The organism is Sphingomonas segetis, assembly GCF_009720245.1.
GTDB classification, from domain to species: Bacteria; Pseudomonadota; Alphaproteobacteria; order Sphingomonadales; family Sphingomonadaceae; genus Sphingomicrobium; species Sphingomicrobium segetis.
In genome coordinates this window covers 1-9,155 of record NZ_WJSQ01000111.1, presented here as the reverse complement: position 1 = coordinate 9,155, position 9,155 = coordinate 1, and the positions used below count along the sequence as shown (strand labels likewise).

The 9,155-nt window shown below is 66.8% G+C and carries 9 protein-coding genes and 1 pseudogene; 2 read left to right on the top strand and 8 right to left on the bottom strand.

Annotated elements, in window-relative coordinates; translation table 11 throughout:
• Nucleotides 1–51: 51 nt before the first annotated feature.
• Genes rfbD through rfbA form a run of 4 tightly spaced genes read right to left on the bottom strand, consistent with a single transcriptional unit; the run spans nucleotide 52 to nucleotide 3,443 of the window.
• On the bottom strand, nucleotides 52–951 hold the full coding sequence (gene rfbD, locus GH737_RS10670; protein WP_155264804.1) for a dTDP-4-dehydrorhamnose reductase: 900 nt from the start codon (nucleotides 949–951) through the stop codon (nucleotides 52–54).
• Nucleotides 948–2,015, bottom strand: a complete 1,068-nt coding sequence (gene rfbB / locus GH737_RS10665) for a dTDP-glucose 4,6-dehydratase (RefSeq protein ID WP_155264803.1) — start codon at nucleotides 2,013–2,015, stop codon at nucleotides 948–950. The genes rfbD and rfbB overlap by 4 nt, the downstream gene beginning before the upstream one ends.
• Complete coding sequence (gene rfbC / locus GH737_RS10660) at nucleotides 2,012–2,575, bottom strand: dTDP-4-dehydrorhamnose 3,5-epimerase (protein ID WP_155264802.1); 564 nt, start codon at nucleotides 2,573–2,575, stop codon at nucleotides 2,012–2,014. The genes rfbB and rfbC overlap by 4 nt, the downstream gene beginning before the upstream one ends.
• The gene (gene rfbA / locus GH737_RS10655) at nucleotides 2,562–3,443 is read right to left on the bottom strand and encodes a glucose-1-phosphate thymidylyltransferase RfbA (protein ID WP_155264801.1); all 882 of its coding nucleotides are present in this window, start codon (nucleotides 3,441–3,443) and stop codon (nucleotides 2,562–2,564) included. Before rfbA ends, rfbC begins: the two co-directional genes overlap by 14 nt.
• Nucleotides 3,444–3,806: 363 nt before the next feature.
• Between rfbA and GH737_RS10650 the strand changes: the two genes are divergently transcribed.
• Both GH737_RS10650 and GH737_RS10645 read left to right on the top strand, forming a co-directional pair.
• Nucleotides 3,807–4,103: a hypothetical protein gene (locus tag GH737_RS10650; protein WP_155264800.1), complete on the top strand. Its 297-nt coding sequence runs from the start codon at nucleotides 3,807–3,809 to the stop codon at nucleotides 4,101–4,103.
• 274 nt (nucleotides 4,104–4,377) lie between these two features.
• Nucleotides 4,378–4,995 (top strand): annotated as a pseudogene (locus tag GH737_RS10645) (type IV secretory system conjugative DNA transfer family protein); the annotation flags it as partial.
• A 339-nt stretch (nucleotides 4,996–5,334) separates the two neighbouring features.
• On the opposite strand, the gene GH737_RS10640 reads toward GH737_RS10645, so the two are convergent.
• From GH737_RS10640 to GH737_RS10625, 4 genes are all read right to left on the bottom strand, one after another.
• Nucleotides 5,335–6,597 (bottom strand): tyrosine-type recombinase/integrase, encoded by a 1,263-nt coding sequence (locus GH737_RS10640; RefSeq protein WP_155264799.1) that lies wholly within the window; start codon nucleotides 6,595–6,597, stop codon nucleotides 5,335–5,337.
• A gap of 213 nt (nucleotides 6,598–6,810) precedes the next feature.
• A complete protein-coding gene (gene wecB / locus GH737_RS10635) occupies nucleotides 6,811–7,899 on the bottom strand; it encodes a non-hydrolyzing UDP-N-acetylglucosamine 2-epimerase (protein WP_155264798.1) in 1,089 nt (362 codons plus the stop codon).
• 47 nt (nucleotides 7,900–7,946) lie between these two features.
• Nucleotides 7,947–8,228 (bottom strand): ETC complex I subunit, encoded by a 282-nt coding sequence (locus tag GH737_RS10630; protein ID WP_155264797.1) that lies wholly within the window; start codon nucleotides 8,226–8,228, stop codon nucleotides 7,947–7,949.
• A gap of 32 nt (nucleotides 8,229–8,260) precedes the next feature.
• Nucleotides 8,261–9,155: ATP-dependent helicase C-terminal domain-containing protein (locus GH737_RS10625; protein ID WP_275401961.1), on the bottom strand; the 895-nt coding region annotated here is incomplete at its 5' end.

Here is a 9,155-nt window from a genome sequence, read left to right as displayed (position 1 = left end):
GACGGAGTTGGCCGGGGCGGCGCGGCTGGAGGCCGACGCGGCCGGAAACGCTCAGCTTCCGGGCACCGCGTCCCCGGCCAGGCGCGCGACCACGGCCGCCATCGACTGGCGCCAGTCCGGCATGGCGAATTCGAACGTCGCCGCGAACTTGCCCGAATCGAGCACCGAACTGGCGGGGCGCGCGGCCCTGGTCGGCCAGTCGGCAGTTCGGATGGGGCGAACGCTGGCGCAGGCCAGGCGATGCCGGCGGCACTCGCTCATGACGAATTCGGCGACGCCGTACCAGCTCGCCACGCCAGCGCCCGCCAGATGGTATGTTTCGCCAAGCCCGAGTTGCGGCGATCCGTTCCATGTTCCGGCCATCCGCAACAGTCCTTCGGCGAGGTCCAGAGCCGAAGTCGGACTTCCCGCCTGATCGTCGACGACGGTCAGCACGTCGCGGGTTCGCGCGGCCTCCACGATCGTCGTGACGAAATTCCTCGCGAAGGGGCTGTAGACCCACGCCGTGCGGACGATCGCATGGCGCGAGTTGGCGGCCCGGACTCGTTCCTCGCCGGCGAGCTTGCTCGCTCCGTAAACCCCAAGCGGATGGGTTGAGCTGTCCTCGCGATAGGGTCCCTCGGTCCGGCCGTCGAACACATAGTCCGTCGAGACCTGGATGACCGCGGCGCCGACCCGGGCACCGGCGGACGCGACTTCGCCGGCGGCCTCGGCATTGATCCGGAATGCGAGCTGCGGCTCGTCCTCGGCCTTGTCGACGGCCGTGTAGGCTGCCGCATTGATGATGACGTCGGGCCGGACTGCTTCGATCGCGCGAGCTGCGCTTCCTTCCTGGGCCAGGTCGAGCCCGGGCCGGCCGATCGCGACCATTTGCATGTCGCTGCGCGATGCTGCGCGCTCGGCAAGGCTGCGAGCGAGTTGCCCGTGGGCGCCCGTCACGAGCACCTTCACGAAGCCGTGCCCAGGCGTTCCCCCGCATATTTGCGTTCGCGGATGGGGCGCCACCACCATTCGTTGTCGAGGAACCATTCCACGGTCCGCTTGAGGCCGCTTTCGAAGCTCTCGCTTGCACGCCAGCCGAGCTCGCCCTCGATCTTGCCCGGGTCGATCGCGTAGCGGCGATCGTGCCCCGGACGGTCGGGAACGAAGCGGATCAGCTCGCGCCGGCTGCGGCCGCCGGCAAGCGGCGCCCTCGAATCGAGGAGATCGCAAATGCTCTGTACGACCGTCAGATTGTCGCGTTCCGAGCGCCCGCCGATCGAGTAGCTTTCACCGATGCGGCCCCTGTTCAGGACCAGCTCGAGCGCCGCCGCATGATCGCCGACATAGAGCCAGTCGCGCACATTGCGCCCGTCGCCGTAGACCGGCAGCTCGCGGCCCTCCAGCGCGTTCAGGATGACGAGCGGAACCAGCTTTTCGGGAAACTGGAACGGCCCATAATTATTGGAGCAGTTCGAAAGCACGACGGGAAGGCCGTAGGTCTGGCGCCAGGCCCGGACGAAATGATCGGAAGCCGCTTTCGACGCCGAGTAGGGCGAGGACGGGGCATAGGGCGTTTGCTCCGTAAAGATGCCCTGGTCGAACGGCAGCTCGCCGAACACTTCGTCGGTCGACACGTGATGGAAGCGGAAGTGGTCGTGCCTGGGCCCCTCGAGGCTCCGCCAGTAATCGAGCGCTGCGTCGAGCAGGGTAACCGTTCCGACCACGTTGGTCTGAACGAACACCCCCGGTCCGTCGATCGACCGGTCGACATGGGTCTCGGCAGCCAGATGCATGATCGCGTCAGGTTGCTCGCCGGCCAGTATGCGCACCACTTCCGGGCCGTCGCAAATGTCCGCCCGGTGGAAAACGTAGCGCTCCGATCCCTCGATGTCGCGCAGGGCTTCGGTGTCCGCCGCATAGGTCAGCTTGTCGAGGTTGATCACGCGATAGCCGCCCCGGACGAGGTGGCGGCACACGGCGCCTCCGATGAACCCGGCGCCGCCGGTCACGAGGACGGACCGGATCCCGCTCATATCCGGAAACCGGTCTCGACGTCGGCGAGCAGCGGCGCCGCCTCGTCCTTGGCCGACAATGTCGGCTGGACTGCGATCGGCCACTCGATTCCGATCGCGGGATCGTCCCAGCGGATCGATCGCTCATTCTCGGGGCTGTACGCGGCGCTGACCTTGTAGTTCACCTCGGTATCGTCCTCGAGCGTGACGAAGCCGTGCGCGAACCCCTCGGGCACGTAGAGCTGGTTCCATTTCTCCGCCGAGAGCACCACCCCGGCCCAGCGGCCGAATGTCGGCGAGGATCGCCGGATGTCGACGCCCACGTCGAACACCGCTCCGCGCGAGACCCGTACCAGCTTCGCCTGTGCTGCAGGCGGCGCCTGGAAGTGAAGCCCGCGGATCACCCCCTTGGTTTTGGAAACCGAGACATTGTCCTGGACGAACGTCGCGGCGATTCCGGCGGCGGCGAAGCGCTCGTCGCTCCATACTTCCGAGAAAAACCCGCGCTCGTCCTGAAACCGATAGGGAATCAGCTCGAGGAGCTCGGGGAGCGCCAGGGGCCGCCGCTCAAGAGGATTCATATTCTGCAACCCGCCGGCGTAGATAACCGGCGTAATCCGTACGCCCCAGGCTCTCGGCGCGCTCGAGCACCTGCTGCGGGCTCAGATAGCCGAGTTCGAGGGCGATTTCTTCCACGCACATCACCTTCAGCCCCTGTCTCTTCTCGATCGTTCGAACGAAGGAGCCTGCATCGTGGAGGCTGTCATGCGTTCCGGTGTCCAGCCATGCGAAACCACGGCCCATCCGTTCGACCCGAAGCTCGCCGCGATCGAGATAAGCGCTGTTGACGTCCGTGATCTCGAGTTCTCCGCGTTCGGACGGCTGAAGTCCCGCGGCAATCTCGAGCACGCGGTTGTCATAGAAATAGAGACCGGTGACAGCCCAGTTGGATTTCGGCCTGGCGGGCTTTTCCTCGATCGAGATCCCAGCCCCGGTTCGCGGATCGAACTCGATCACTCCGTAGCGCTCGGGGTCTTCGACGCGGTAGGCGAAGACCGTCGCGCCGCGCTCACGAGCCGCAGCGCGCTGGACAACATCGATCAGTCCCGCGCCATAGAAGATATTGTCGCCGAGGATGAGCGCGACCGCACTGTCGCCCACGAATCCGGCGCCGACGAGGAACGCGTCCGCGAGGCCGCGCGGTTCGCGTTGCTCGGCATAGGAGAAGTTCAGGCCAAGCGCCCGGCCGTCGCCCAGCAGCGCCTCGAACCGGGGCAGATCGGCGGGCGTGGAAATGATCAGGATGTCGCGGATGCCGGCGAGCATCAGCACGCCGAGCGGGTAATAGATCATCGGCTTGTCGAAGACGGGCAGAAGCTGTTTCGAAACAGCGATCGTGGCTGGATACAGGCGAGTGCCGCTGCCCCCGGCGAGGATAATTCCCTTCATCGGGTCGCCGCCGCAACGCGGATCACAGGGTCCGGACCTCCGGCCAGCCGGCGAAGCTCGCTTCGTTCATAGCCCGTCTCTATCACAGGAATCTGCATGGCAACTCACTTCTCGACCGGCCCGTCCGCGTCCGCCAATCGGGGCTCGCAACCCGCCGGCCGATAATATCGATCCGGCCGGCTGACGAGAGCCGATCCGGCGCCGGGGCGGAAAGTCAGCAAATCCCCGGCAGTAGCGCGCGGCGTCGGGCATGCCCCGGCCGGCCGGCCATGGATGGATGCCGCCATTGGCGAATTGCCGGGTTGCAGTGAGTTGACGGGCAGGCGACGAGAGGGAGCGTCAACATCGCAATCGGAGGAATGAATGCAGGACGAAGAGCTCGAAGGAATGGTCGTCAGGCCTGAGGAGGCGCCATGGGCGACGGACGGAGTCGAGGTTCCCACGATCTATGCGGACGACATCAGGGGCGCCAGCGTCCTCGCCGGGGTCGCGCGGCTCAATCTCGTCGAACATCGGCTGAACCCGGTGACGAATGAGCTCACCACCAGGATCGTCGCGGTTCTTGCCGTGCCGCTCGAAACTGTCGTGAACTGGGGTCCCTTCTTCACCAAGCATTTCTCGGACGAGTTCGGATCGGTGATGGGAATGTCGACACAATAAGCGTCTTCGCCGGGGCGAACTCCACGCCGACCGGGGTGGGGCCCGCGCACCCGCTGATGTCGCGATCGCGCCGGCAGGCCGGCCGCGCCGCGTGCGCTGAAAGATCGCTTCCCGGGTGACTTGAGCCCTCGGGCGATTGCGAGCGGCTTGCGACCCGCCGCGCGCGGGATTCGTCGAGCGGCCCCTCGCTGCGCCGGGCAGCGGCTACAGCCGACTCGCTCCCGTCCTCCAGTCCTACCCGCCACCGGCGCAGGGCCGGTCGGGGAGATCGTGGATGACGCCCACCAGGCTGTTGATCGGCCAGATCCTGATCGTGTTCGCGATCGTGACGCTCGGTCTCTGGGCGGCGACCCAATGGGCGGCGGCGATGCTCGCCTACCAGCCCGAGCTCGGCTCCTGCTGGTTCGAGATCGGGCATTTCCCGATCTACCGTCCGTGGGCGCTGTTCGGCTGGTGGTTCCACTATGATGCCTATGCGCCCGGGGTCTTCGAAAAAGCGGGCGCGCTCGCCGGGGCGAGCGGGTTCCTCGGCTGCGCCGCGGCCATTGCGGGCTCGCTGTGGCGCGCCCGCCAGTCGTCGAATGTGACCACCTATGGTTCGGCGCGCTGGGCGAGAGAGCGCGAGGTCCGCGAGGCGGGGCTGTTCGGCGACGCCGGCGTGTTCCTGGGGACGCTTGGCGGGCATTATCTGCGGCACGACGGCCCCGAGCATGTGATGGCGTTCGCGCCGACCCGAAGCGGCAAGGGCGTCGGGCTCGTCGTCCCGACCCTGCTCAGCTGGACCGGCTCGGCGGTCGTCCACGACATCAAGGGCGAGAACTGGGAGCTGACCGCCGGCTGGCGCTCGCGCTTCTCGCAATGCGGAGCGGTGACATCGAGTTCGCGAAGGTCGGAAGCTCGACCTTGATCCTCGTCGGGAGCCTTCGCCGCTTCGTGTACGGGCACGTCGAAGGAACTTCATGCGCGACCGGGCCGGCGCCGCCAGCAGGCGGGGACGAGGTCAGGCCTCGAGGCGGCGCAGACGGTCGCGCGCAGCGCCGCTGACGACTTGATGGGTATGCGGCGCGGGGCACCGGAGGACGCGTTCGACCGGTCGGAAGGCTGGCTTGGATGCTTTACGAATGTCATCGATGGACAGGCGCAAGAGCATGAATCGTCATATGCGATAAGCAGCATAACGTCTGTTTATGCGTAAAATCGCGTAAGGCTGGTCGCCGAAAGCCAGGTGCCCTCAGGCCGTTTCGAGCAGCCGAAGCGCCCCGCCGGCGAACGATCCGAGCCTGCCGAGGCCGGCACGCACCGTATCCCGAACATAGGACGGCGAAAGATGCGCGTAATGCTTGCGCGTGATCCGTTCGTCGGCGTGGCCCATGGATTCCGCGACGACGGCCAGCGGGACGCCCGCCATTGCCAGCGTCGAGCCGTAGGTATGCCTCAGGATATGAAATCCCGCGGGCTCAACCCGGGCCTTTGCGCAGGTCTCTGCCATAGGCCGGATCTGGTGAGAGGGGCCAAGCGGGCGGCCGTGCTGGTTCAGGAAAAGCAGGTCGGCGAGACCCTTGCCGGTGGAGCAGCGTGCAAAGAACCGGTTGCCGTCATCGGTGAGATGGACGTAGCGGGGCCGGCCGCTCTTCGTTTCAGGGAAGTGGACGGTTCCGCTGCGCAGATCGAGATCGCGCACCTTGATCTGATAGACTTCCGACCAGCGCCCGCCAGTGAAGAGCGCAGCCTGCATGACCTTCCTGAACCAGGGCTCCGCTGCATCGAGGAGCGCCTCGATCTCGGCGGGCGTGAAATAGCGGATGCGTGCGACGGACACTTTCGCAAACGGCTTCACTCGGCGCCATGCCGTGTCGTCCGGAACCCGGCCGTCGTTGAAAGCCCGGTTAAGCGCTGCCTTCAAGGGTGTGAAGATGCGGTTTGCGTTGGCCTTGCCGCGCCGGACGCTGTCGGCGTCTTCGGGGCGAGGCTTGGCGAAGCCTGAGCGGTTTGCGCGGTAGACGGACGGGCGCGTCGCCATGTCAGCCTGGAACTTGCGAAGCTCCGCGGTAGTGAGTTCCCTCACTTTCCGGTGGCCGAGCGCCGGACGAATGTGACGCTCGATCGTGTGGCGCGTCTTCTCGAGGGATTTGCCGGTGAACGTCTCTAGATAGTCATCGAGCGCGTCGCCGACGGTATAGGTATCGGCTCGCTTGAATTGATTGGCAGCGAGCGTGTCGAACCACTCGAGCGCCCGCTCCAGCGCCTCTTTCCAGTTCAGGATCGTCGTTCCGTCCGACGGGAAGTGATCGTCCGCCGCTCCCAGCGGTTTCGTCAGATACTCGCGCTCGTTCGGATCGAAGCATCTGGCAATCCAGGAACAGCTGCGCCGCCCTTTATAATAGCCGAGATGGCGTCCCTGCGAGATCGACCGCCAATAGGGATGGTGCCGAGGCGCGAGGCGGGCGCGCGCCGAGCGTTCCTGCAGTCTTGCTTCCCGTACGATTCGTGGCATTCCCGGGCTCCAAAAACGTCCCCAACTTTTCCCAAATATACGGCAATGGACGTGGTTGGATATATCCTAGAATTGTACCAAAAGAGTTACAGCTACACAAGTATCCAGCGGCGTCCGAGCACGTCTAAAACGAACCAAAATGGTACTCTCACGGCGAAAACACGGGTTCGAGTCCCGTAGGGGTCACCAATTCCCGCATGACGCGGTGACAGCTCACGCTCGCCTATTCAGCCACTCCTCGATGATGCCTGCAATGCGCGGTCCCGATTTGCCGTCCCCGTAAGGGAAGCGGCGGCGGCGCATCGCGGCAAGTGCTGCCGGATCTCGGAGCAGGCGCCGTGCCTTGCCGGCTATCCGCTCCGCCGAGGTTCCGACCAGGATCGCGCTGCCGCAATCCAGGCCCTCCGGACGCTCGGTCTTCTCGCGAAGCACCAGCAGCGGAACGCCGAGCGCGGGTGCTTCTTCCTGGATTCCGCCGGAATCGCTGAGCACCAGGTCCGCTTCGCGCATGCGCCGGATGAGCTCGCGGTGGCTGCAGGGTTCGAGCAGGCGGAGGTTCGCAACCCCGCCGAGCAGCTCGCGCATGCTTGCCGCCACATGCGCGTTGGGGTGAAGCACGAAGTCTATGGCGGCCTCGCTCGAGAGCTCGCGCAGCGCCGCGGCGATCGACGCCAGTCCTTCGCCCCACGATTCGCGGCGGTGCGCGGTCACGAGGAGCCGCGGCAGCGCGCCCCGTCTCGGTTCAGCAAGCGGCAGCGCCGCTTCGAGCGCAAGAACGGCATCGATTGACGTGTTCCCCGTGACGTGGACTTCGCCCGTTGCCTGTTCTGCCCGAAGCTTGGCGGCCGCGAGCTCCGTCGGCGCGAACAGCAGGTCGGCCTGCGCGTCGATCGCGGTGCGATATTCCTCTTCGGGCCACGGCAGCTGCGGGTCGTGAGTCCTCAGTCCGGCCTCGACATGGGCCACCGGAACGCCCGCAGCGAAACCGGCCAGCGCCGCCCCGAGCGCGCTCGACGTGTCGCCCTGGACGACGAGCAGGCCGGACGCCGCGGCGACGATCGGCAGAAGCGCGGTGGTCACGGCGCCGACGTGCCGGTGCGGATCTTGTTCGCCGGGGCAATGGAGCCGCTCAGCCGGAAAGTCGCCGAGGCCGAACTGCGCGGGATCGAGGCTTGGATGCTGCCCGGTCAGGACAAGCGCCGGCGCGAGCCCACGCTCGGCGAGCGCGTGCGCAACAGGCGCCAGCTTGATCGCTTCAGGCCTGGTGCCGACCACCAGCCTGACATCGAAAGGACGCAGCACTCCCCCCTAGCTCGGCCCCGCCATTGTGCAGCCGCTAGGGGCCAAGCTCAACGGAAATTGTCGGCGTAGGCCTGGATCTTGAGCCGCACCGGCGGCGCGGGCACCAGATGATAGTCGAGCCCGTGCCGGTCGCAGTAGGCGATCGCGGCTTCCTTCGATTCGAACGCGATGCGCACCTGCGTGTTCGTGTCGCCCGACCCGTTCCAGCCGGTCAGCGGGTCGGGGCGCTGGGGCTGCTGGCGCTCGAATTCGAGGATCCACTTGCCGGCGTTCGCCTTGCCCGACTGGGTGGTCTTGCGCTCCAGCTCGGAGATGCGGGCGATGGTCATGGCGGCGCAGTTGGCGAAAAGCGGTCGACTAATCAAGACGCACGCTTGGTCCGGAGCGTCGGCGCCGCCGAGGCGGGATCGTCGGGCCACGGGTGCTTCGGGTAGCGCCCGCGCATGACCTTCGCGACCTCGCGCCAGCTGCCGGCCCAGAAGCCGGGCAAGTCCCTTGTCGTCTGGATCGGCCGTCCGGCGGGAGAGGTGATGGCGAGGGTCAGCGGGACGGCGCCGTTCGCGATCGTGGGGTGCAGCGAAAGGCCGAACAGCGCCTGCGCGCGCACCTCGACCGTCGGCCCGGCCTCTGCGGAATAGTCGATGGCGTGCCGGCTTCCGGCCGGGCTTTCGAACTCGGCGGGTGCCAGCCTGTCGAGCTTTTGTCCGGCATCGTAGCCGAGCAGCGGCCGCAGCGCAGTGGTGAGTCCGGACACGTGGCCCAACCGGCGTTTCCCCGCCAGCAGGGGCGCCAGCCATTCGTCGGCGCGATCGAGCAGCATTTCATCGTCCAGTGGCGCAATTCCGGAGTCGAAGGCGTGCGCGAATGCCGCGCGCTGCCGCAGCTGCACGGCCTGCTCGTCCCACGGGAGCTGATGGAGCCCGTGTTCGCGCACGCCTTTCAGCAACGCCTGTTCGATCGCGGTGGGGTCCGGCGCGGGGTCGGGCCCGCTCGACAGCCTGATTGCGCCGAGCCGCCGACTCCGTGTCGGCGTCACCGCTCCCGTCGCCGGGTCGAATGCGCCGTCGTGCCGGATCTCTATCCGATCGCCGAACAGATCGAGCAGCTCGCGTTCGTCGAGCGGCGCTGCGGAGAGGATTCGGGCACCGGCCGCGTGACCCGCGACTTCCCCGACCGCGAGCCATTCGCTGCGCGCCAGCGGCGATGCCGGATCGAGCCGGAACCCGCGCCCGCCGACCGACTGCCAGCGCTCGCCC